Genomic DNA, 23,958 nt, shown 5'->3' with positions numbered 1-23,958 from the left:
CAAAGGAATACCAAACAAAACAGCCAAATGCTGAAATATGGTTTTAAATAAAATTAATCCTTCAGATAAAACAACAAGAGCGCAGCGCATAGACCCGAAATTGCGATAGAACAACCCATGCATCTGCTCTTCCTTGTTTTAACAAGTTCAAGCTAAAAGGAGTAAGCCATGACCACGATCCAATATCGCGAAAACTCCCAGTCTGGTCGCCCACAAGCTGAAATTATAGATGAGCGCGTATCTTTTGATTTAGAGCATTTTGCTGAAGCTTGTGGTCAAAGCCCGGAATGGGTATTACAGCTTTTAGAATATGACATTCTACCTTCACGTCCGGAAGAACGGATTCACCAGTTTTTTGGGGAAGATGTCTCTCGTGCCCGCCAGGCCTATCGCCTGCAACGCGATTTTAATGCCAGCTTTTCTGCCGTCGCCATGATGCTCGACCTGATTGATGAACTGCAAAATTTGCGCAAAGAAGTCAAACATCTGCATTTAAGACAAAGCTAGGCACCACGCCATTTACTCTCTACAGGGAAATCTGCGTATTTCCCTCTCTTCATTTTTGGGAAAATAGACGGTCGCAATGAAAACAAAAGAATGCAACAAAAAGGTCAAACTCATGTTCCCGGAGTTTCGGGAATTAATGCAACAACTGCGCGAAGACAACCCACATTTTGCGCGCCTGTTTGAAGATCATGAACATCTGGACCGGAAAATCAGCCAGCTCGAGCTTGATCCGGTTCATCAGATTAATGATGATATCGAGGCGCTGAAACGCAAAAAATTAAAACTGAAAGATCAGATTTATCAGCTTTTGCAGCAGGCCCAGCAAAATCCTTCATCTTCACCTTAACCGGTTTTTATTGCAGTGCGATGAAATCTGCACGCTGCCCGAAAGAAAGCAGATGCTTTCTTTCGGGCAGGCAAATGAAGGCTGCATTATTTTGGTTTAAGCTGAGAATCTCGAAGAGTGTTCTGACCTTCCGGCAGTAATGGCTTGCCAGGCACATAATCCAGAAACCAGAACAGGTCCATCCGGGTCCGATCCGGCCGCTGCGAAAGCATGTCCAGCACACTTTTTTCACCGCGTCCCACCATATGCCGCCGATAAAAATAATACAGCAGCAACAAGGTGGTAATAAGCATGGTGCCAAGCATCACCCAGAAAGCATAGGGTGAATCCAGCCCCGGAATCATCACGAAATTCATGCCGTAAATTCCGGTTAACAGGGTTAAGGGTGCAAACACCGCGGTAATAATCGCCAGAATCCGCATATTTTCATTGGTCTGGTTGGCAATGGCAGAAAAATGCAGGTCTATGGCCGCCTGAATGGCACTTCTTAAACGCAAGGTATGTTTCTGGATGCGGGCCACATGGCTGCTTAAGTCATCTACCCGCACCAGCATGATTTCCTGTTTTTCACTGCGTTTCTTGCCTTTTAAATGCAGATAGTTTTCGACAATTTCATCGCGCAGTTCCTGCAAGGTATCAATCTGTTCTTCACACAGATTTTCCACATGCTGAAATGCCATATTTTCCTGTAGCAACTGATGCCACTGGTTAAAACGGCGATGGCCCTGCAACAGCTCACGCTGCCAAAACTCGACCCGGCGGGTTAAAGGATGACGCAGGTTTAAATAGTCATCGACCATACTGTTCAGTAAACGTAAGGCCAAATCTAGAGGCGAGGTCGCCAGTTTTTTTGGTTTATTCTGCTCTTCAGCCGGCCGGCTTAAAATGGTATCTAAACGGGCAATATAATTTTCGATGGCTTTATTGCCCTGCTCACTCACCGTAATAAGCACCTGCGGGGTCAGAATAAAACTGACCGGTGTGGTGCTTAAGCCAAACACATGCTCATGCGCTTCGTCATTAAAGTTATGAATCTGGTCATCCGGAGTAATCAGTTTGCGGAAAATCAGCAGGTCATAATCTTCCAGACTGTCGAAATTACAGGGATGTTCCAGATTTAAAATATCTCGCAGATGATATTCATTCAGCCACAGCTGGGTGTGCTGCAGTACCTGTTGCTGCCACTGTTCCGGATGCTGGCGTACATCTTCCCGGGTATAGTCCAGCCAGATAAATTCTGCCTCGGCGGCCGGCCCCCGATGCAGAAATAACTGTTGTGTGGTGTCATGGAGGGAAAAATAATACTGTTGCATCCGCGTGCATCCACATTCCTGTCATTTTATTTTGCGATCATGCCATAAAAAAGCCCGCTTCATAAAGCGGGCTTTTTCAATTCATCAGGGCCTGAAATTAAGCCTGATCAATGTCTTTCATGGTTAACTTGATACGGCCACGGTTGTCGACATCTGCAACCTGGACTTTCACTTCCTGGCCTTCTTTCAGTACGTCAGTCACGTTAGCTACACGCTCATTTGAAATTTGAGAAATGTGCAGCAGACCATCTGTACCCGGCATGATGTTTACGAAGGCACCGAATTCAACAATACGAATTACTTTACCGGCGTAGATTTTGCCTGGTTCAACTTCAGCAGTTAAAGCCTGAATTTTGGCAATAGCCGCTTGTGCAGCTGCTTTGGTTTCACCAAATACGCGAACGGTACCGTTGTCTTCAATATCAATTGCCGCTTTGGTTTCTTCAGTGATTTGACGAATGGTTGCACCGCCTTTACCAATCACGTCACGGATTTTGTCCGGGTTGATGGTAATGACCTGGAAGGTAGGCGCATGCATTGAAATTTCTGGACGTGCACGTGAAATCACTTTGTTCATTTCGTTCAGGATGTGCATACGACCGGTATAAGCCTGGTTCAATGCCACTTCCATGATCTCTTCAGTGATCCCTTCGATTTTGATGTCCATTTGCAGCGCAGTAATACCGTTGGCAGAACCGGCAACTTTAAAGTCCATGTCGCCCAGGTGGTCTTCGTCACCCAGGATGTCAGAAAGCACTGCGAAACGCTCGCCTTCTTTGACCAGACCCATCGCAATACCCGCAACTGGTGCTTTTAGTGGAACACCGGCATCCATCAGTGACAGAGATGCACCACATACAGACGCCATAGAAGATGAACCGTTCGATTCAGTAATGTCCGATACAATACGGATTACGTACGGGAAGCGGTCAGCAGCTGGAAGAACCGCTTGTACACCACGACGTGCCAGACGACCGTGACCGATTTCACGACGTTTAGGACCAGACTCACGACCCGTTTCACCAACCGAGTAAGCCGGGAAGTTGTAGTGCAACATGAAGTTGTCAGTTTTGGTTCCAGCCAGGGTATCAACCATTAATGCATCACGGGTGTTACCAAGAGTCGTTGTTACCAACGCCTGTGTTTCACCACGGGTGAACAGCGCAGAACCGTGAGCACGATCAAGAACGCCCACCTGTACATCTAACGCACGTACAGTTTTGGTGTCACGACCATCAATACGCGGCTTACCAGACAGGATGTTGTCACGTACAGTGCGGTATTTCAGATCTTCAAACAGTTCATTCAGGTCATCTGCGATGCCATCTACATCTTCTTCAGGTACGAACTGCGCAACCGCCTCTGCTTGCAATGCATCCAAAGCAGCATAACGGTCTTGTTTGATTGCAATGGTATAGGCTTCAGAGATTTTCGCTTCAAACGCTTCTTTTAATTTCGCGCGAAGGTCTTCATTTTTCTCTGGTGCAGTCCAGGTTGACTCAGTTGCGCCAGCCGCTGCTGCAAATTCATTAATCGCCTGAATCGCAATTTGCATTTCGTCATGACCGAATAACACTGCGCCCAGCATCTGGTCTTCAGACAGTTCTTTCGCTTCAGATTCAACCATCAGTACTGCAGCTTCTGTACCTGCAACCACGAGGTCAAGGTCAGACTGTGCCAGCTGTTCGTGGTTCGGGTTCAGGATGTATTCACCGTTGATTAAACCCACACGTGCTGCACCAATTGGGCCACGGAACGGTGTACCCGCAATTGCCAGTGCTGCTGAAGTACCTAACATGGCAGCAATATCCGCTTCCATGGTTTTGTCAGAAGAGACAACTGTTGCTGTTACCTGGATTTCGTTGTAATAACCTTCCGGGAACAATGGACGAATTGGACGATCAATAAGACGTGAAATTAAAGTTTCTGCCTCAGACGCACGGCCTTCACGTTTGCCATAACCACCCGGAATACGGCCAGCAGCGTATTGCTTTTCTTGATAGTTTACGGTTAGTGGGAAAAAGTCCTGACCGGCTTTTGCTGTTGGCTGTGCAACTACCGCCACCAGTACCGATACACCACCCATGGTGATTAAAACCGAGTTGGCCTGACGTGCAACACGACCGGTTTCCAGTACCACGTTGTACTGACCATATTGGAATTCTTTACGAATAATATTAAACATTGACATGTATTTTTGTTTCCTGATTTTATTCTAGTGGAGACCCCTAAGGTTTGGCATTCACGACTCAGGTTCAAGTAAATGACAAAGCTTAGAAGCCGACCTCACTAGAAATATAGGTTTTTTAAACACAAAGAAGGAGCGAAACAATCGCCCCTTCTTAATTACCCGGTCAACGCCGGGTACACTTTAGTTTTCAGACATACAGCGCAACGCATGCAATAACCCGAAAATAAAAGTCTAAATCGAATTAACGACGTAAACCTAAAGCACCGATCAACGCAACATAACGACCGTGATCTTTACCGTTTAAGTAGTCTAATAATTTACGACGTTGGTTAACCATACGGATCAGACCGCGACGGCTATGGTGGTCGTGTTTGTGCTCTTTGAAGTGACCTTGTAAGTCATTGATTTGAGCAGTTAAAAGAGCTACTTGAACTTCTGGTGAACCAGTGTCGTTTTCAGCACGAGCAAATTTAGCGATGATCTCTGCGCGATCTGCGTTTGTTAAAGCCATTCGATTTCTCCGAGATGCTTATAAAATACCTTGATAAAAATCAAACCGATGTCAAGCATCTGTCTGACTGCCGTGCATCACTACAGCAAGTGCATTATTTTAAGACAAAACCGCTTAAATTGCAAAACACAACGCGAAAAAGCCATGAATTATCCGATGCGATGTCACATGAATGATGCAGCGTCTGCCCGGAGGATTGATTCTATTCTTGACATCCTCACCCACCTGAAAGGAGGGTAATTCCTACTGCTAGACGCTTATGCCCAAGCGCAAGTATGTTCTTGGCGGAGTTTAAATCGCGTTGATTTACACTTCCGCATTCACATTCCCATACTCTTATTCGCAAATCTGCTCTACCTTTCGGACTGCTTGCGGTGATTGCACCGCAGCTCGAACAGGTTTGGGTTGTGAATCTCTCATTGACTTCCTCAAACATGACCCCTGCGTTCTCGCATTTATACTTGAGCATGGTTGTGAGTGCTGAAAATCCTGTATCTAAAACAGATTTCGCCATTTTAGTTTTTACAAGTTTGCTCGCACTTAGATCACCAACGACAATCAGTGCATTGTCTTTCACCAGCTGGGTGCTAGCCTTGTGCAAATGGTCTTTACGACAGTTTGCAATCTTGGCGTGTAATGCACGGACACGCTTTTTATTTCTCGCTCTCTGAGCAATCCCTAATTTCTGTTCATATTGATGGTAAAACTTGGGATTGGAAATGATCGTACCATCTGAACAAGTAGCAATATCTTTTAAGCCTAGATCAATGCCCACGGCTTTTGTGGCGGTAGGTTTGTCTTGTTTGGGTGAATCAACCACTAAGCAGACATACCAACGTCCACGACTATCCTCTACAAATGAGCCTGTTTGAATGCTGTATTTCGATAGTCCGTAACTATCCCATAGCTTGAATTGATGCTTGCCATACTGAACGTATCCATCGGCGTATTTAATAGCGACCTTTTTAAAGGGTATCCAACCTAGTGATCTTCTTGCTGATTTCTTATTACTGACACGCCATCTCAATTTTAATTTTTTGAACTGTTTTCTGCGAGTGACCAATTCTTCTGTTACAGCCTGAATGGTTTGGCTATGAAGATTACATTCCTTTGATGCGCCTTTCGTGTATTTAGCAATATCGTATGCTGAAAAGAATTGTTGTTTGCGCTGTAGGTGTTTGAAACACAAATCATTGACATAGTTCCAGACAAAATTAACTTCAGATGCCAATTGGTCTAGCACCTTACAATGTTTGTCTTTTATACGTAATTTAAGTGTTTTCATGGGCTTATATTAGCTCGTATTAGGCTTGAAATATTGTTTTTTAGCAATTAAACGACATTTCATGTCGTGTCGCTTATATCTCTGACCTGAAAGACAGAGGTTTACGCTCCATTTGATAAAACACCGAGTAGAAGCCCAAGATGATCAAACGCAAATAAGCCAAGATGGAATAAAAATAGCCCGGGAATAAATTCCCGGGCTATTTTTTGCGCTGTAGTTTCTTCTTTTTTCGTTGTTCTAATTTTATTTATTGTGATGTATAGCGAGGCTTTGGCCTTCTTCTAATCAACATTCCCTGTTTTAATTGGCTTTCCTTATGTGATAGATTTTGCCACAAGCCCTTGGGGAAAGAAGCAGATAATTACCTCTCTCCTTGTACGTTTTCGCTTACGTCGATGAATGACGCTTCATTTTTTTGATTTTGAACTGCCAATAAAAAAGCCCTGTAGTCTCTCCCAAAACTACAAGGCTTAGCGGCTGTAAGTTTCCTCTTTTTTTCACCTACTTCAATGTAAGCTCGCTGTCTCTCGACTTTCTTATTCTGGTTTTGCGATTTTCCTCAACTTTCCGTGTTGAGCTTTTGTGTGAAGTCATCTTCTCAAAAACTCAGGCAAAGCTCTATGCGCAAATTTCTCGAATCGTTGTAAGCATTTTCTTACAACGGCCGGGTTTATTTATGCCAACTTTATAATGACAAATGTTCATTTACTTTTTCTAACACACCACTGTTACGGCTGGTTTTCACGGTTAAGGCCTGTACCAGCGCCTGCCGGTCGGCCAGTAAACTCACCACCGATTTGGCCCGGGTAATGGCGGTATAGATCAGTTCCTTGCTCAGCAGATTCTGCGCGGCCTGATCCAGCACCACCGCCACATGCTGAAACTCCGAACCTTGAGATTTATGAATGGTCAGAGCAAATGCGGTTTCAATATTTTTTGGCAAGCGTGTGGCTGGCACCCATTTATCCAGACTCGGGAAATACACTTCAAACTGCCGGTTGCCCTCACGCAGACGTTGCAGACACAGGCCAATATCACCGTTGGACAGGCCGAGCTGATAGTCGTTATAGGTCATCATTACCGGCCGGCCGACATACCAGTCGCCCTGCTTGGCCACGTCCAGAGCCAGTTGCTGCAACAAACGCTGCTCAATCTGCATGTTCAGCTGTTGCAAGCCCAAGCCACCATGCCGAATTGCAGTCAGAATCCGATACTGGTCAAAGGCTTTCACCACCTGCGCCACCACCGAGTCCGGATCATCAGCCTGTAAATACTGTTTTAAGCTGTGCACATAGCCCTGATAGCCCAGCATCAGTTTGTCATAATAGCCCTGCCCGGCTACGGGATCGGGCGCTTCATCGGGTAAATATTCCAGTTGCAGTACATCGGCCATATCCGGCGTTAAAGTTACGGCCTGTAATTCACCCGGCTGTACCAGCTGTGCGGCAAACTGCTGCAAGATTTGCACGGCCGGCTGTTCAGCCGTTTGCTGCTGAATAAAGCGGGCCATTTCACCAATTAAGGCACCGGCTTTAAAACGGCGACTGGTGACCAGATGCACATGATTATCTGCCAGTGCCGGCACCTGCTGTAAATCGGCCAGCACCGAACCAACATCGACCGACGCCAGCTGCTGCGCATCCCCAAGTAAAATCACCCGGGTCTGTTCAGCAATGGCATTGAACAGCATGCTGGCCAGATTCAGGTCCAGCATGGAAGCTTCATCAATCACAATCAGGTCATAAGGCAACGGCTGCCGGGCATGAAAACGTGGCTGCTGCCGGTTGCCAAGGCCCAAAAGCCGGTGGATGGTAATCGGGGTCAGGCGTTTAAGATCGTCACTGACCAGATTGGCAATTTTCGGATCATCAAAGGAATTCTGCAGTGCTTCTTTCATACGCTGCGCGGCTTTTCCGGTCGGGGCCGCCATGGCAATCCGGATTTCCGGCAAGGCCTGGTTTAGCACGGCAATAATCCGCGCCAAAGTATAGGTTTTACCGGTACCCGGGCCGCCCGTAATCAGGTTAAAAGCGGTAGTCGCGGTCATTTTGAGCGCCTGCTGCTGGTGCTGGTCTTCCAATAAATGCAGATAGTCCGACACATCTACCGCCGTAACAGCTTGCTGTTTTAAGCGTGCCACCTGCTGTGCCAGCGCCGACTCCAGCGCCCAATAACGGTACAGGTATAAATGCTGCTGGTCATAAATAAACGGCGCCACCGAACCCGGTTCAGAACCGGAACCGACCAGATTGGCCAACGCTGCCACCTGTTCGGCAGAAGCGGCTATACAGCTGTCACCATTGAGAGTAGCCTCCAGCAACTGCGCGATGATTTTAGCGGAATCTTCTCGCTTTTCCGCCTGAAAAAAAGGCGCCTGTAAAAGATAGTTACTCCAAAGCGCAAACCATGCCGGGCTTTGGGTTTCAGGCGTTGCTGCTAAAACTGTCCGCTGGTTGTCCACACTATTATCCTCAAAGTTATCCACATGCTAAATCATTCTTTCTTTAAATGTTATTAAATGATTTAGGCAATTTTCCCCAGTTAATCGACAGTTGGATTCCCCAACAGTGCATCCAGTCGCAAAATAAACTCGACCGGCGGTTTCCAATGGTACACGCCCTGCCCGGCCTGACCATTCATGCCGCGCAAATACAAATAGCTGGCCCCACCTAAATGTTGATAAATATCGTAATTTTCCAGATGGACTTTCAGGTAGCGATGCAGGGCCACCAGATACAGACCGGCCTGCAGCCAGTAACTGGACTGTGACATGCTGGCCTGCACCGAGGCCGCCTGATAATGCGACTGATCGGCGCCCAAGAAGTTACTTTTATAGTCGGCAATATGGTAACGGTGGCCATCGAAATACACCAGGTCAATCGAACCGGTTAAATAGCGTGCCGAATTGGCATCATGAAAATCCAGCATCTGAATGCCATATTCATCAAACAGCTGATGAATCCGCTTGATCGCCAAGACCTGATCAGACAAGGACAGATAAAACGGAAATTCTGCCAGATGCTGCTCGGGCGCCAGCTGTTTTAACTGAAAGCCCGGATGCAGCGGCGTACTCAGCACATCCAGCAGCCATGCCGACAGCCAGCTTAGCAAGATGTCCTCCGTATGCTCCGGATATTCCTGACTAAACTTGTCCTGCAGCTCCTGCCACAAAGAAGGATAATCATTTTTAAAACGGCGCTGGATTTCCAGCGGCCAGTCCTGCTGATCCTGAAAATCAATATGTTCAAAAATCTCATGCAGGAAATTACCGGCCAAGGTTCCCATCGGGAACAGGCGTTTAATCCAGGCAATCGGCTGATTCAGGATTTCGACATCGTCGACCGCTACTGGCTGATGCAGTTCATCAGCGGCACTGCTGTGCTGCTCAATGTGCGCCGCCAGCGCATCAATCGCCTGTTTACGGCTTAAATGCTGGGCCAGGGCACTAAAACTGGTTTTACTGCGCGGATAGAAACGCTGCTGCGGGAAAGTCTTTGCCGTTAATGGTAGTGTCTGCTCATGCTGCTGCGGCTTCAGCTTTGGCGGCTTTTCAGTCAGCAATGCTTCATCGCCACAATGCGGATGCTGGAAAACGTCACTGCCCTGACCGCGCCAGAAAGCCAGACCGGAACAGGATTTGCCGCTCTGATCCTGCAAAATGGCATAGACCCGATGGCTGGCCCGGGTCAGCGCCACATACCACAGACGGCGTTGCTCAGCTTCGGCCCGGAGCTGATGCTGTTGTTGATCCTCTGCACTGAGCAAAGCTGCTGCATTTACCGCAATCAGACGCTGCTGCTCGGTTTGACCGGTCAGCGGATTGACCGCCTGAACAGTCGAGAAATTCAGGGTTTTGTTGACCTCACGAAAATCCTTATCCGCCCCCAACAAGAACACCACTTTAAACTCCAACCCTTTGGACTGGTGGATGGTCATCAACTGTACCCCGGCGGCATTGGACAGTTTTCGCTCCAGTTCCCACTCGCGTTCACTTGGCGCCTGCAACTGTTTTAAATACCACTGATACAGGGTTTGTGCGCCCTGATAATGTTCGCTGTGCTGGCTAAGCAGTTCGCTTAAATGGCGAAGATTGACCACCACCCGTTCATTGTCACGGCTGTGATGGGCGACCAGATTTTCCCAGACCTGAAACAGGTTCAGGGCATATTGCCAGGCACTTAAAAAGCCTTTTTCAAACCAGATGCTGCGGATGCCGTCAAAATCATCCATAAACTGGCTCAAGCCGGCCGGATGGGCTTCCAGTTCCAGTAAGCGCTGTAAATTAAAATTCAGCAGGCGGCTTAACAAGGCTCTTTTGACTTTGGCTTCATCATAAGGATGCATAATTGCGGTCAGCACCGCCCCCACATCTTTGGCGATCTGGCTGTCAAACACACTGCGTTTGGATGGACGGTTCACCCGAATCCCAAGCCGCTCCAGTTCATACTGCACCTTGTCCAGCCCGTCATGGTTTTTGGACAGCACCGCAATATCATCTTCAATTAGCGGGCTGCGCTCCTGACCATTGTGCAGATAGATCTGCTGCTGCGCCGCCTGATTTAAAAGCTCCCGGATTTTCCAGGCCACCTGCAATGCTTCATTATTTTTGTCTTCTAGCATTAACCAGCGCAAGGGCTGCCGGTTCTCCCCTTGCCCGTCAATTAAGGCCGGATGGGGACGAGGTCCGGCTTCTACCAGGCTATATTGCACCTCTTCACCAAAATCTATTTGGCGCTGGAACAAGGCGTCCACCACTTCCACCAGAGCCGGAATAGAACGATGATTGTATTTCAGGCTATACAGACGTCCCTGTTTGGCCTGCACATCGGCCCGGGCCTTGTTATAGGTCAGCATATCACCGCCGCGGAAACCGTAAATGGCCTGTTTTGGATCACCCACCATAATCATGCAGCCCTGCTGATAATAGCGGGCATGACGCCAGATACTGGCCAGCATACTGTCCTGATCCTGGTTTGTATCCTGAAATTCATCGACCAGAATCAACGGATATTTACTGTGCACAAACTGGGCAAAACGCAGTCCCTGCTCGCCCTGCAAGGCTTCCGACAGGCTGCGGATCTGCTGGGCAAAGGTGGTTTCACCTTTTTGCTGCAACACCTGTGGCAGGCGTTTTTTCACTTCGCGGCTTAAATAGTATTTGAGATAGGCATCCAGCAGCTCTAAATCCAGTTGCAGCTGCTGCAACTGCTGGCAGAAGGCTTTTAGCCGTTGAATCACCGCATGCTGTTCAAACTGCGTCAGCACCTCGTCCGGACATTTGTTCAGCACTTTTTTGGTGGATAAATCGGTACACAGCTTTAAGGTTTTTTCAAAATGTGGTGCAAACAAGGCATAGCCACGTTGCTGGGACAACGCCTTTAGTAATGCCGGCAAAGCCTCGCATAAGGTGTGTTGCATCAGCTGATTGGTGCGCCACTTTTTCCCAACCAATGCAGCGTACTGGCCCTGCTCCAGATAATAGTCGCCTAGGCTGTCGACATCAGCCAGATCCAGCTGCAACAACTCATCAATGGCTGCTTCAAACTGGTTTAAATCCAGTTCGGGCGCCGGTACTTCACGAAACTGGGCCGAGGCAAAATTCAGGGTATTTTCAACAATACCCTCATAGGCGTCGACATGCTTGAGTTTCTTTTGCAACAGCAGATAATTCACCACCTGCTGTGGCTGGGCCTGCAGCCATTGCCGCAGCACATCATGAATCAGCTGATGCACATAACTTTTGGCATCATCAGTAATATCGGCGCGTTCAATCTTGCCACATTCAAAACTGAATTCTCGCAACAACTTCTGGCTAAAACTGTCTAAGGTACCCACAAACAGTTCATCCAGCTGGTCAATCACCAGCTTGAGCCGGTCACGGGCAAAGTCCGGTTTGGCAGCATAATCCGCCAGCACTTTTTGCAATAGCGGATCGGACTCAGTCTGGGCCTTGGCTTGCAGTTCGGCTTCAGTATAGGACTGGCACTGTTCAAAATAACGTAGGGTTTCAACCAGACGTGCACGAATCCGGCTTTTCAGCTCGGCCGCGGCGGCACGGGTAAAGGTGGTCGCCACCACCTGATGGGGTAAATAGGCTTCCAGAAAAATCCGCACAATCAGGCTGGATAAGGTATAGGTCTTGCCGGTGCCAGCCGAAGCTTCAATCCAGTGCAGCCCCTTGAACTGCATGTCGGTAATGGGCTGGAAAGATAGTGGCGAAGAATGTGGAGTAGCGGCCATCATTTACTCCTCAAGCGTCTGCTGGTGCCAGAAAATCGGCTGGTATAAATCATAGGAAAACTGTTCACAGGCATGCGCCAATAATAAACTGGCATCCTGCTCCTGCAAAATAAACTGCCAGTCACGATGATGCTTGCAGGCTTCGTTGTCGGCCACCGAAAAGGCACTAAACTGGCCCGAATCATTCCAGTCCTTATACAGCCCCTCCAGATCTTTCAGCTGCATACGCTGTTCGGCATCGGGTTCCCATTCATGCTGCTTGCCTTTTTCCGCCACTTTCAGCAGCAAGGCTGATGGCAGTACCAAGGGCTGGCGCTGGCCATAGTCCCAAGCCTTAAACCAGTGTTCCAGCCACTGTCTGGCCTGATTGGAACTGACCCCTTCACAGCAGACGGTATCATCGCTAAATACCACAATCCGCTGATGCTGCTGGCCGCCATCACCCAGATTCAGATAGGCCAGCCAGAGCAGATATTCCAGCCAGAGTGCGGTACGGCGTTTGGCACGCGCACTGGACGCTTCCAGACTAACCCAGCGCTCGGCGCCCTGTTTTGGCAGGGTCAGGCGGATGTGCAAGTCAGGACGCACTTTCCAGACCTGTCGGGTGATAGTCGTTTCACTCGGTGCATACTGCTGCAAGCGGGCCTGTAGCTGCTGCTGTTCGACCAAACTCATGGTCCAGCTGCCTTCACGAATCTTGCCAATTGGCAGGCGATCTTGTAACAGTGCCGGATCGGGCGTATCGTGCTGCTGTTTCAGAAAATCGCGGATGGTATAACGGCCTAAACCATCCAGCAATAACGGCTCGGCCTGATCGCTGCGCTGTTCCGGGCGCAGGTTTTCCACCCCGACACTTTTTAAATACAGCCGCGCCGGGAAAATCATGTCCTGAATCCATTGCTGGCTGTCCAGCACCTGCAAATCCTGGGTCAATAAAGGATAAGGCTGATTGGCCCAGTGACTGCGCTGCCCACCCGGCTGACGAATCTGCTGTGCCACTGCATACCACTGGTCCTGAAAACGGATGATCTCGCTGGATTCAAAACCGAGCGGATCAAACGGCTGTAAACGGTGCACACAGTACAGCTGACGCAACTGCTCCGGCACCTCAATCCCGTCAATACTCACGGTCTGGTTCAGCGCAGACTCGGGCTGCGGCGCGGCAACAATCAGCGCCAGATGCTGAATCAGCTCCTGCAAGATGCTGGACGGATCACGCACCTGCCCATCATTGACATCAAAACCGTTATAAAACAGCCAGACCTTGTCCTGCGCCAATAGCAGTGCATCCAAAAATGCACCCTGATCATCTTCCAGACGTGAGCGGTCACCCAGTTGCGGTTTCAGCAACTGCATTAAATCGAATGGCAGCTGCACATTACGATTCGGGAATTTGCCACTATCCAGATTCAGCATCACCACCAGTTTATACGGCAGTGGACGCAGCTGGCCCAGCTGGCAAAAGGTAATCTGGCCGCTTGGTTCGGCCTGTTCCAGTTGTGCTGCCAGCTGTGCTTCAATTTCTTCCAATATATACGGCAAAGGCAGACTTAAGGCCGCCAGCGCATGCCGGTCCTGCTCATCATAATAGCTGGCCAAAGTCAGCATACGGTATTGCTTTTTAATGATCTTATAAACCGTTTCCAGCGCGGTGACACCGGCTGCACTAAACTCGTCAATGTCTTGCATTAAGCGTTTTAGCCACTGTTCGGCCCGCGTGTTCTCGCCGCGTTCATGCGCAATCATCCAGTGCCGGCGCTCGGCCAGGTCCTGATAAATCTGGATCAGTTTGGCAATCAGTTCAAAATCGGCTGGCATCACTTCGGCAAAACATAGGGTGTCCTGAAACAGGGTATGTTCCGGAATGGCCAGCCCCAGCGCCAGACGATCCAGCGCAAATTTAAAGCTGAAGCGATAATCCTGATCATCGGCGCTCAGGCTGCGCTGCAAATGCTCGGCATCAAAACCGCGTTTAAAACCGGCGGCACTGAGCAGTTCCAGCAAACGCTCCAGCTGGGTAATGTCCAGCTCATAACGCTGCAAACTGGCCGCTAGTCCCAGCCAGTCAGCAAATTCATCCAGACTAAAGCGGCCCTGTAACAGACGAATCCGGCCGGCCACGGCGCGCCAGGCATTGCTGACATCCAGCTGGCTAACCCCGGCAATCTGAATTGGCAAATACACGCTGTGCTGGGCCAACCGGCTACTGTCATGTAAGGGACTGCCCAGATCACGCGCACTCGGTGGCGGCGCAAAGACACTGCGGATTAAAGGCTCAAGCTCTTTTAAATTTGGACTTAAAACCAGAATATCGCTTGGCCGGCGTGGCTGCTCTTTTGTGCCTTGCGACAGCCAGTGCAGCAGCTGGTCTTTTAACACTTCCAGCTGACGCAGACTGGAATGGCAGACATGAATCTGGATGGAATCATCATGCTGCTCTAAAGCATATTGATGCGCGGCCGGTTCATTTAAATACAGGATATCGGCCTGCAGCTTGCCCAATAAGCTGGGCTGATAGTCATCAATAAACAGATCGGCCCAGACGCCTTCTTCACCGGAAGATAAGGCAGAGAGTAAGGAGAAATGATCGCGTGCCTGCTTGCCCAGACGGGTCAGCAAGGGATGACGCGACTCGCGGTTCTGGGCATTAAAATGCAGGGTAAACTGTTCGAAAAACTGGGCAATCTCGGCATCATTGGCCTGTGGATGCTGCGCCAGAAAACGCTGTTTCACCCGCGCATCATAACGTGCCTTCCAGTTCGGATCGACGCTGTCGGCCCAGTACTCCTGTGAAGGGTTGTAATGCAGGATAAAAATTTCAATGTACTGACCTAAACGGCGCAGGAACTGTAACTGCTGCGGCGGCAAGTCCAACAAGGTAAATACCACCAGCTGTTTCGGTAATTTGCGTAGCGCCTTGCCCGGCTGCTCCGGACTGCCCAGCGCCTGCCAGAACAGCTGGTCAATCTGCTGCATCTGCTCAAAATCTTCATGAAAAACTGCCTGCCACAGCCAGCGCTGCCACGCCTCCAGTTCTTCTGCCTGCTGCAGCATAAAGCCCGACACTTCGCTGTCGGTTTTAAAGAACATCTGCTCCAGATCAAGGGCCTGATCACGGCCCCATTGCATCAGCCAGTTGGTCGGACAGCGGCACTGCTCGCCACAGCCTTTCTGGCAATGCCCACGATAAGTCATATAGTGGCTAAACAGTTTGGATACCTGTTCGGCCACCCAATACAACATGCTCTGTTTTTTCAGCTGGCGTTCCAGCGGCTGTTCCAGCCGGTCGGCACTGGCATAAATCCGCTGGATAATCGGAAACAGCGCATGGCTGGTTGCTAGCGGATTCTGTTCCGGCTGAATAAATTCTTTTAGCGCCTGAAATACGCGCCATTTAATGATAATTCGTGGAATATTGGCCTGACGGACCAAGTCCTTCTGATCATGCAGCACCCATTGATAGGCACTCCACTGGAAACCGCGAATCCGGTGATGAAACTCGGTATTGGCACAGATGCTTTGATGTTCGGCCAGACGTTGGGTTAACCAGGCTTCCACCGCAGGGGACGGCACAATAAAGTGCTGGGTTTTTAATACCTCCAGCGGATGCGCTGCAGGTTTACGGACTGTCTTCAGCATCGCCTCGACCAGTACATCGACACGCTGACTTTGAATGACATGAATCCCCATAACGCTCTACCCTGTTAAACTTTTGCCATGATATCTACAAAACCATAAAGATTCATTACTATACTTTTGCAGTTGCCTATGTCACTTTTAGCTCATGGTTCGATTCAAAAATGCTTTGAAATACGTACCTTAATAGTGCTTCAATAAAAAAATCGATACACCGCTTAAGGTATTTAATATTATGAAAATAGACAAGATTCCCAACTCGATTGACCCCAATTTAAATTTAGAGCAAGTTCGTGCTGACTGTCTGGAGCTGGTCAAAAAACGGGCCTACGTGTCCGCAGGCGCGGCGGTCATTCCGGTTCCATTTTTAGATGTCGTGATTGACGTCGGTATTTTGTCACAACTGATTCCTGAAATTAATGCCCGTTTTGGTCTGTCGCCGGAACAGGTCAGTGTCTATGACCCCGAAACCAAGCAGATTCACTGGCAGGAACTGCGTAAACGTGGCATTGAATTTTCCGGCCTGGTGGTGGCACGTACCGCCGTCAAAAAATCATTGAACAATGTTGCCGCGAAAGTGATCACGAAGCAAGTCACCAAATTTATTCCTTTAGGCGGACAGCTGGTGGCGGCCAGCCTGGGCTATTTTGTCATGAAGAAAGTCGCCGAAGCGCATGTGGAAGAAAGCTATAAGATTGCCAAAGGCATCCAGCAGAAACAGACCCAGGTGGTCAATGGCTAAGCCTTTTTCCTCAATCTGATGCCGGTCCAGTGACCGGCATTTTTATGGCTGTTTCATGCATGGTTGCTGCCGGCTTAATCGACTTTCAGCTGTTTCAAGATGGTTTTCAGCACTTCAATCCGGGCACTGTTTTTGTCATTGGTGGCAATAATATGCCACGGTGCATCCTCGGTGCTGGTATGGGCAAACATATCGGCTGCGGCATTTAAATAATCATCCCAGCGGTTCCGGTTCCGCCAGTCTTCCTCAGTAATTTTAAAGCGTTTATGCGCAGTCTGTTCACGCGCTTTAAAACGCTGTTCCTGCTCATCTTTGCTAATCGCCAGCCAGAACTTGATAATCACGGTCTGATGTTCGGTTAAATCCTGTTCAAAGCGGTTAATTTCCGCATACGCGCGTTGCCATTCCAGGTCACTGGCAAAACCTTCAATCCGTTCCACCAGTACCCGACCATACCAGGAACGGTCAAAAATACAGATTTTTTCTTCTGGTTGCAGCTTGGTCCAAAAACGCCATAAATAAGGCCGGCGTAATTCATATTTTTCCGGTGCGCCAATGGTATAAATTTCGTATTCACGCGGATCCAGCTTTTTCACAATCCGTTTAATTGCGCCGCCTTTGCCGGCTGCATCCATCCCTTCAAACACAATCACCACGTTGCGGTCATCAAAACGCAAGGCATCGGCCACTTTGCGGCTGAGTTTTTTGAGTTCGGCTTTATAGTCGCCCTCCTCCAGCGCGGCATTGTCCGGATTGAGCAAGGCCTCAGGAATGGGCGCCTGCTGCCAGCTCTGCTCAACAGTTTTCGGATGCTCCGGGCAATCTTTAAAAGCCTGTAATACATGCTGGGCAAACTGCTGGTCACGCAGCTGCTCATCTTCACCATCAATAATAATCCAGTCATCGGTAAAACGCTGGCGCAGCTTTTGCAAGGTGTCGTACTGTTTCTTGTTGCGCCAGGCGAGGCCATTCATTTTGTGCCAGCGCACTTCGCTCGGGTCCATCTCGTTCAGGCGTTTTTGCAGGGTTTTCCAGGACAGGTCAAACCAGATCTTGACCACATCGACCTGGTTGTTTTTTAAATCCTGTTCAAAGGCCCGAAAACGCTGCACATACTCATCAAACAGGCTGTCATCAAAGGGCTTCGAGACATGGGTGGCGCTACTGAGCAGATCGCTATACCAGTTGCCAAACAGAATCATGATCTGCCCTTCGGCCGGAATAAAACGCGCATAGGGCTGCCAGAAACTGGTTTTGAAATCAAACAGGTGTGCAGCATCGGCCTTCACATGCAAATAACGTGGATCAACCCATTCACGCAGCTGTTTCACCGCCTCGCCTTTGCCAGCCAGCTCAATGCCGCTGACCAGAATCACCAGACTTTTGGCATTGCTCTGACCGCGGCTGTCTTTTAGGGCATATTGTGCTTCAATCAGCTCGACAGACAGCTGATCTTCATCCATTAACTGAAATTCTGTTTGCGGGTTCTGCTCGGTCATAGGCACACACTCTTGTTTTATTGTTCCGTTCAGTATAACCAGCCTGCTGGCCGGGCGGCTGATGATTTTGTATAGCGCGTCTGTCTGATTTTGTCTATTTCTAGTGCAAACTGACCCGATGATCCTGAATCTGTCACCAATTTGTCATGGCCTGTGCATGTAACTGGCTTTAGAATGCCGCTTAAGTCAAAACAATTGAGACGCTCCATGTCCAAACTTGCGGTTTTAGATGACCTTTTAGAACTTTATAATCAATTTGAATATCATCGCCAGCCGGAAATTTTCACACGTTTGCAGGAAGTGCAGCTGTGGCAGAAACAGCGCATGCAACGTACCCATGCCCCGCATTTTGCCGAAAAAAATAATGTACTGATGGCCGAATATTTTCTGAACCGTTTATACGGCGGCCCCGATTTTGATACGCTGGCCGCACAGATTGCACGCCTGACCAAATACGCACATAAAGCAGAAAAACTGATTCCGGAAAATGCCATTAAAACCGGCACCTCCGGGGTGGCCCTGGCCATTTTAGCGGTGCAGCTGGATGAACAGGTTGCCATTCAGCTGTTAAAGGATTATCCGGCGCAGACGCCATTGACCGACGAGATGATGCGCCTGACCTATTTAAAGCTCGATCAGGGCAGCGCGCGTTTAAAACAGCTGGACATGCTGGATGAACTGGGCAAAAGCCTGGACAAATACATGCGCTCCTTTATGGTTTATACCGCCTTTAAAATGTGTAAAGGCGCCGCGCATAAATATAATTTCGATATCATGTACGAGTTTATGCAAGATGGTTTTGTGGCCATGAAACCGCTGAAATCTGCAGAAAAATTTGTCCGCGAATTTACCGCAGTTGAACGCCAGATTATTGACAAAGTGCATCGGGGAGATCCGCAGCCCTTTCAATAAAGCCACATAATTTTTTGCATGTGATGGCCAAAATTTGGTACAAAAACAGCAGTAAAACGAATATGCATTCACGTTCATCAGGATAACAATTCAATTTTCTGTATTTTATTCCTGACAATTGCAGGCCGATGACTGTACAACGCCTAAGAATCTGTCATCATGCTTGCACTGCCACATCAACCCGATTTTCATGTTAGGAGTGACACTATGTCTAATGAAGAGCAAAAGCCTACCCATCCAGAAACGGCAACCAACACAGACAAAGTGAGCCCATTCTTAACCTCGCCATTACCGGAAGGTGCACCACAAGGTCAGCAGCAGTCTCTAGAGCAGCGCCTGACTGACACCCCGGTAACAGGCAGCATTCCAAAATACAACCTGCCACGTGGCGCCAATACCGGTAATGTCGGTGCGACCACACATTTTGGCTACCAGACCGTAAACAGCGAAGAAAAAGCCCAGAAAGTGGCGGAAGTATTTCATTCGGTGGCCAGCAAATACGACATCATGAATGACCTGATGTCTTTTGGTATTCACCGTTTATGGAAACGCTTTGCGATTAACATGTCGGGTGTACGTCGTGGCCAACACGTACTGGATATTGCGGGTGGTACCGGTGATTTGGCCAAAGTTTTTAGCCGTGAAGTTGGTCCAAGTGGTCATGTGGTCCTTTCAGATATTAATGAATCGATGCTGAATGTCGGTCGTGACCGTCTGATTGATGCTGGTTGTACCAATGTCGATTTCGTTCTGGCCAATGCTGAAACACTAGAGCCTTTTGCTGACAACAGCTTTGATCTGGTGACCATTTCTTTCGGTTTACGTAACGTGACCGATAAAGATGCTGCACTGCAAGCCATGTACCGCGTACTTAAGCCAGGTGGCCGTTTACTGATCCTGGAATTCTCAAAACCGGTATTTGAACCGTTCTCGAAACTGTACGACCTGTACTCGTTCACCGCACTGCCAATCATGGGCAAACTGGTGGCGAATGATTCTGAAAGCTATAAATATCTGGCGGAATCAATCCGTATGCACCCAGACCAGCGCACCCTGAAAGGCATGATGGAAAATGCCGGCTTCCAGAACTGTGACTACCACAACCTGACCGGTGGTATTGTGGCGGTGCACCGCGGTTTTAAACTCTAATTCCGAAAAGGACACTGCTATGTGGTCGATTCTGGCCTTAGGTGCCGTTGAACGATGCATCCATCATGTCATTAATCTGGATGCGATTACCCGCATCCAGCTGAACCAGCTACAGGGCAAAACCCTGCGCGTGGTGATGGATGGGCCGCAACTGTCGGTAGATGTATTTTTTGATGAAAACAAGGTGCGTCTGGAGCCGACCGTTAGCGGACAGGCAACCCAACCGTCTATTTTCGAGCAGCGCCCGTTTGAGCGCGAACAGCAGCTCAGTGAAGCCACCGCCACCTTGCAGGTCAAGAATGTGGTGGAACTGCTGAAACTGCTGCTGGCCGATGATGTCGGCACCATTCCGGTACAAGGCGACTATAAGCTGCTACAGGACATCCAGCGTATTATCGAGCAGGCCGAACCCGATCTGGCCGCGCATCTGTCGCCGTGGGTTGGCCCGACACTGGCACATGAGCTGGGTAAAATCCAGCTGGCGCCCAAGCAGCTGAAAAAAACCTTGCAAAGTCAGCTGTTTTTCGCCGAAGATGCCCTGAAAGAAGATTCCGGCCTGTTTGCACCGCGCTGGCAAATGGATGATCTGCAACAGGATACCCGCATCCTGAACCAGAATATCGACCGCGTAGAGGCCAAGATTCAACAGCTCCGCAAGCAGCTTGAAGACACTCCAGATTCACACGACTAGGTAAAGAGATTTATGATTCCGCACGTTTCACGTTTAATCGAACTTTGGCGTATTGCTGCGCACTATAGACTCGACACGTTGTTCCCTGCGGAAGAATTACCAGAAAAAGCCCGCCATATTCTGAGTCTGATCCGGATGCATCCGGCGGCCTGGTCCAGTAAGGAACGGAAAAATCCGCTCAAGCTGAAACAGGCCCTGGAAGATATGGGACCGCTGGCGATTAAACTCGGTCAGCTGTTATCGACCCGTCGTGACCTGATTCCACCTGAAGTATTACAGCAGCTGGTCTTGCTGCAGGACCGGGTCAAACCCTTTGGTTCCGATGTCGCGCAAATGCGGATTCAGGAATCCTTAAAGGCCGATGTCAACACCCTGTTCGCGCGTTTTGATGAACAGCCGCTGGCAGCTGCTTCAATTGCCCAGGTGCATACCGCTGCCCTGCACGATGGCCGCGAAGTGGTGGTCAAAGTCACCCGTCCTAATATCCGCCAGCAGATTCTGCAGGATTTTGAAATTCTGCAATGGCTGGGCCATTTTCTGGAAAAACGTCTTGAAGCGGCACGCGCGCTGCATTTATCCGAAATTATTCAGGACTATCGCCAGATTATCCTGAAAGAACTCGATCTGACCTTAGAAGCGGATAACACCCGCCGTATGCGCCATTACTTCACCGGCTCCAGCATGATGTATGTGCCGGAAGTGTATATGGACAGCAAAGATGTGATGGTGGCCGAGCGGATTACCGGGGTACCAATTTCCGATGTGGCCACCTTTGACCGCTTGGGTATGGACCGCGCCGATCTGGCGCAAAAAGGCCTGACCATCTTCTTTACCCAGGTGTTCCGCGACAACTTCTTCCATGCCGACATGCACCCGGGCAATGTGTTTGTAGAAACTATCAATCCGCAAAACCCACGCTTTATTGCACTGGACTGCGCGATTATGGGTGAGCTGTCCAAGCACGACCAGATGACCGTGGCGCGCATGTTACTGGCGGTCATGAACAGCGACTTTATGCAGCTGATCCAGATTGTGCATCAGGCTGGCTGGATTCCACCGGGCACTGATCAGGATGCTTTGGCACGTGAAATGCGCCGCACGGTAGGACCGATGGTCTCCAAACCCATGCATGAGCTGGACTTTGCCGGTATTCTGATTGAAGTGATGGATATTGCCCGCCGTTTCCATCTGGAAATTCCTCCACAGTTGATGCTGCTGCTCAAAACGCTGGTGCATGTTGAAGGGCTGGGCACCGATCTGTATCCGGAACTGGACATCTGGAGTCTGGCCAAACCAATCCTCACCGATTGGGTCAAGGCACAAATGAATCCGCAGAAAAACCTGAAAGAGCTGGGACAAAAAATTCCGGACCTACTGTTGGGTGCGCAGGATTTACCGACCCTGATGATCGACAGCTTAAACGGCCTGAAAAACCAGTCGGCCTGGCATGCCAAACAGCTAAATGAACTGCAAAGCATGCGTCTGCAAATGGAGCATCAGCAAAAACGCAGCTGGATTTTTGGTAGCGTAATGGCGATTCTGCTATCGATTGCGATTATTTCACCGTGGTTTGTCTCAGTCATTCTGATTATGCTGGCCAGTATTCTGGCAGTCTGGCGCGTGGCCAAATAAGGCGAAATGGGCGAAGTTGCGTGAAGCCTTATATCCCCCATTATTTAAACCGGTCACATGACCGGTTTTTTATGCCACGCTATTGCAGACCACATGCCGGATGACTGAGCAGTCAGAGAGTGAACATTCCTGCCCTTGTGAGCCTTGGTCACTGGCCTAAAATACAGACAACTGTTTATTTTTCTGCCTGACCATGATCCAGATTCTGCAAAAACGTCCACCTGCCCTCACCCTTCGTGCCGGTCATCTGGCCCGGCAGCTGATTGCCGAGCAGGGCCTACAACCCGATCAGGTCGATATGATTCCGGGTGCTGCCGGTGGTCCAAAAGGTATTGGTATTCAGGGACTGGATCAGGCCATTTTTGGCGAGTTTTTGCCGCAGTCAGCGCAGCGCCGCACCCTGATTGGTTCTTCAATTGGCAGCTGGCGTTTTGCCAGCATTCTGGCCTGGGGCGCCAAAGCAGGTACCGAACGGCTGGCAGACTTATATACCAATCTGAGCTTTCATAAAAAAATGTCACGGCAGGACGTCAGTCATGTCTGCCGCGATATGCTGTTGAATCTGGTCGATGGCAAGGCACAGCAGCTGGTCGATCATCCGGATTATCATCTGACCGTGCTTTCGGTAAAAGCGCAGCATATTTTCCAGAGTGACCGTGCACTGGCCCTACTGGCCTCGGTGGCTGGTATTGTCAGCGGCAATGCACTGGCGCGCAAACACAACCGCCTGTTTATGCAGCGCGTGATCAGCCAGCCAGCTCAAGGCAACCAGTTTCAGGTGCAGGATGATTTCTTTACCCATTATCATGCGCTAACGCCGGACAATGTCACCAGCTGGCTGATGGCTTCGGCCTCAATTCCGGGCGTGATGTCCGCAATTCGGGATATTCCGGAAGCGCCGGGCAGCTACCGCGATGGCGGCCTGATTGACTATCATATTGACCTGCCGTTTCAGAGTCAGGGACTGGTGCTGTATCCGCATTTTACCGACAGCATTACCCCAGGCTGGTTCGACAAAATGCTGAAACACCGCAAAGCCAATCCGGACAATCATGCACGAACCCTGCTGATTTCACCATCAGCCGAATATTTACAGTCTTTACCCTTGGGCCGCCTACCCGACCGTAAAGACTTTAATTTAAAAGGCATGGATCAGGCACAGCGTATTCAGCTCTGGAAACAATGTATTGCGGAAAGTCAGCGCCTGGGCGATGAATTTTTAGAACTGGTTGAAAAGCAGTGTTTACCAGAGGTGTTACAGCCGCTTTAAATGGGGAGATGAATGAGCAGGATGGTGGTAACAT

At 49.3% G+C, this 23,958-nt stretch carries 16 protein-coding genes; 8 read left to right on the top strand and 8 right to left on the bottom strand.

Annotated elements, in window-relative coordinates; translation table 11 throughout:
- Window positions 1–168 precede the first annotated feature (168 nt).
- Window positions 169–507 (top strand): chaperone modulator CbpM, encoded by a 339-nt coding sequence (locus F905_RS13715; RefSeq protein WP_005181858.1) that lies wholly within the window; start codon window positions 169–171, stop codon window positions 505–507.
- A 76-nt stretch (window positions 508–583) separates the two neighbouring features.
- A complete protein-coding gene (locus F905_RS13710; RefSeq protein ID WP_034598128.1) occupies window positions 584–853 on the top strand; it encodes an HP1242/YdcH family protein in 270 nt (89 codons plus the stop codon).
- Window positions 854–939: 86 nt separating this feature from the next.
- On the opposite strand, the gene F905_RS13705 is transcribed toward F905_RS13710, so the two are convergent.
- The 7 genes from F905_RS13705 to F905_RS13675 all read right to left on the bottom strand — a co-directional run bounded on the left by F905_RS13705 (window position 940) and on the right by F905_RS13675 (window position 16,083).
- Window positions 940–2,166 carry a magnesium transporter CorA family protein gene (locus F905_RS13705; RefSeq protein ID WP_005181853.1) on the bottom strand — a complete coding sequence of 409 codons (1,227 nt, stop codon included), beginning with the start codon at window positions 2,164–2,166 and terminating at the stop codon, window positions 940–942.
- Window positions 2,167–2,263: 97 nt separating this feature from the next.
- Entirely contained in the window at window positions 2,264–4,351 is a 2,088-nt protein-coding gene (gene pnp, locus F905_RS13700; protein WP_171065134.1) for a polyribonucleotide nucleotidyltransferase, read from the bottom strand.
- 247 nt (window positions 4,352–4,598) lie between these two features.
- A complete protein-coding gene (gene rpsO / locus F905_RS13695) occupies window positions 4,599–4,868 on the bottom strand; it encodes a 30S ribosomal protein S15 (protein WP_004637724.1) in 270 nt (89 codons plus the stop codon).
- 217 nt (window positions 4,869–5,085) lie between these two features.
- Window positions 5,086–6,153 (bottom strand): RNA-guided endonuclease InsQ/TnpB family protein, encoded by a 1,068-nt coding sequence (locus F905_RS13690; protein ID WP_005181845.1) that lies wholly within the window; start codon window positions 6,151–6,153, stop codon window positions 5,086–5,088.
- 685 nt (window positions 6,154–6,838) lie between these two features.
- Window positions 6,839–8,614, bottom strand: coding sequence for an exodeoxyribonuclease V subunit alpha (gene recD, locus F905_RS13685; protein WP_005181842.1), 1,776 nt, complete (start codon window positions 8,612–8,614; stop codon window positions 6,839–6,841).
- An 80-nt stretch (window positions 8,615–8,694) separates the two neighbouring features.
- A complete protein-coding gene (locus F905_RS13680) occupies window positions 8,695–12,393 on the bottom strand; it encodes a UvrD-helicase domain-containing protein (RefSeq protein WP_005181839.1) in 3,699 nt (1,232 codons plus the stop codon).
- Window positions 12,394–12,396: 3 nt separating this feature from the next.
- The gene (locus F905_RS13675; protein ID WP_005181836.1) at window positions 12,397–16,083 is read right to left on the bottom strand and encodes an exodeoxyribonuclease V subunit gamma; all 3,687 of its coding nucleotides are present in this window, start codon (window positions 16,081–16,083) and stop codon (window positions 12,397–12,399) included.
- A 181-nt stretch (window positions 16,084–16,264) separates the two neighbouring features.
- Here F905_RS13675 and F905_RS13670 point away from each other — a divergent pair, with 181 nt between their 5' ends.
- Window positions 16,265–16,771 carry a hypothetical protein gene (locus tag F905_RS13670; protein ID WP_005181834.1) on the top strand — a complete coding sequence of 169 codons (507 nt, stop codon included), beginning with the start codon at window positions 16,265–16,267 and terminating at the stop codon, window positions 16,769–16,771.
- 74 nt (window positions 16,772–16,845) lie between these two features.
- Here the strand turns inward: F905_RS13670 and F905_RS13665 are convergent, their stop codons facing one another.
- Window positions 16,846–18,270 (bottom strand): polyphosphate:AMP phosphotransferase, encoded by a 1,425-nt coding sequence (locus F905_RS13665; RefSeq protein ID WP_005181831.1) that lies wholly within the window; start codon window positions 18,268–18,270, stop codon window positions 16,846–16,848.
- Window positions 18,271–18,477: 207 nt separating this feature from the next.
- Here F905_RS13665 and F905_RS13660 point away from each other — a divergent pair, with 207 nt between their 5' ends.
- From F905_RS13660 to F905_RS13640, 5 genes are all read left to right on the top strand, one after another.
- Window positions 18,478–19,182 (top strand): DUF8198 family protein, encoded by a 705-nt coding sequence (locus F905_RS13660; protein WP_005181824.1) that lies wholly within the window; start codon window positions 18,478–18,480, stop codon window positions 19,180–19,182.
- A gap of 207 nt (window positions 19,183–19,389) precedes the next feature.
- Complete coding sequence (ubiE, locus tag F905_RS13655; protein ID WP_005181822.1) at window positions 19,390–20,331, top strand: bifunctional demethylmenaquinone methyltransferase/2-methoxy-6-polyprenyl-1,4-benzoquinol methylase UbiE; 942 nt, start codon at window positions 19,390–19,392, stop codon at window positions 20,329–20,331.
- 19 nt (window positions 20,332–20,350) lie between these two features.
- On the top strand, window positions 20,351–21,022 hold the full coding sequence (locus F905_RS13650; protein ID WP_005181819.1) for a ubiquinone biosynthesis accessory factor UbiJ: 672 nt from the start codon (window positions 20,351–20,353) through the stop codon (window positions 21,020–21,022).
- Window positions 21,023–21,034: 12 nt separating this feature from the next.
- On the top strand, window positions 21,035–22,654 hold the full coding sequence (locus F905_RS13645) for an ABC1 kinase family protein (protein ID WP_005181816.1): 1,620 nt from the start codon (window positions 21,035–21,037) through the stop codon (window positions 22,652–22,654).
- 193 nt (window positions 22,655–22,847) lie between these two features.
- Entirely contained in the window at window positions 22,848–23,924 is a 1,077-nt protein-coding gene (locus F905_RS13640) for a patatin-like phospholipase domain-containing protein (protein ID WP_005181814.1), read from the top strand.
- Window positions 23,925–23,958: the final 34 nt, after the last annotated feature.

Source organism: Acinetobacter sp. CIP 53.82 (assembly GCF_000369465.1).
Classification (GTDB): domain Bacteria; phylum Pseudomonadota; class Gammaproteobacteria; order Pseudomonadales; family Moraxellaceae; genus Acinetobacter; species Acinetobacter indicus.
The sequence above is the reverse complement of the archived record's forward strand: the minus strand, read 5'-3'. Positions and strand labels throughout refer to the sequence as shown.